The following is a 769-nucleotide window of genomic DNA, read 5'->3' as shown; positions in this document are numbered from 1 at the left end:
TTGATCGGCGTCGTGCCCCGGCGGCATCACCACCGCGGTCAACACCGGCGAGTATTCCTCGGGGTTCTGGCACAGCACTTCGAGACCCCAATGCTCCACGGCGGCACGGGTCGCCGCGGCCAGGCGCTTGTGGCGGGCGAACACATGGTCGAGCCCCTCCTCCAGCATCATCGCGATGGATTCGCGCAGGCCGTAAAGAAGATTGGTGGCGGGCGTATAGGGGAAGAAGCCGCTGGCGTTGGGCTTGAGCATCTCCTCCCAATCCCAGTACGAGCGCGGCATACCGCCCGTCTTCGCGGCGGCGCGGGCCTTGTCCGAAATCGCGTTGAAGCCGAGCCCCGGCGGCAGCATGAAGCCCTTCTGCGAACAGCTCACCGTGACGTCGACGCCCCAGGCCTCGTGCTTGTATTCGGCCGAGCCGAGCGAGGAGATGGTGTCGACCAGGAACAGCGCCGGATGCTTCGCCGCATCGATGGCCTTGCGGATCTCGGCGATCCGGCTGGTGACGCCGGTGGACGTCTCGTTATGGACCACCATCACCGCCTTGATGGCGTGGGACTTGTCCTGCGACAGCCGCTCGCCGATCGCGGCCGGGTCGGCGCCGTGACGCCAGTCGCCCGGCATGAACTCGACATCGAGGCCGAAGCGCACGGCCATCTTCTGCCACAGCGTGGCGAAATGGCCGGTCTCCACCATCAGCACCTTGTCGCCCGGCGACAGCGTGTTGACGATCGCCGCCTCCCACGCGCCGGTGCCCGACGAGGGAAAA

1 protein-coding gene is annotated in these 769 nt (G+C 66.8%); it reads right to left on the bottom strand.

Annotation, left to right across the window (positions count from 1 at the left end; genetic code table 11):
• On the bottom strand, window positions 1–769 hold a 769-nt coding region (locus AFIDRAFT_RS19050; protein ID WP_009341321.1), incomplete at both ends, for a pyridoxal-phosphate-dependent aminotransferase family protein.

The organism is Afipia sp. 1NLS2 (assembly GCF_000178995.1).
Classification (GTDB): Bacteria; Pseudomonadota; Alphaproteobacteria; order Rhizobiales; family Xanthobacteraceae; genus Afipia.
This window is presented reverse-complemented; position numbering and strand designations above follow the sequence as displayed.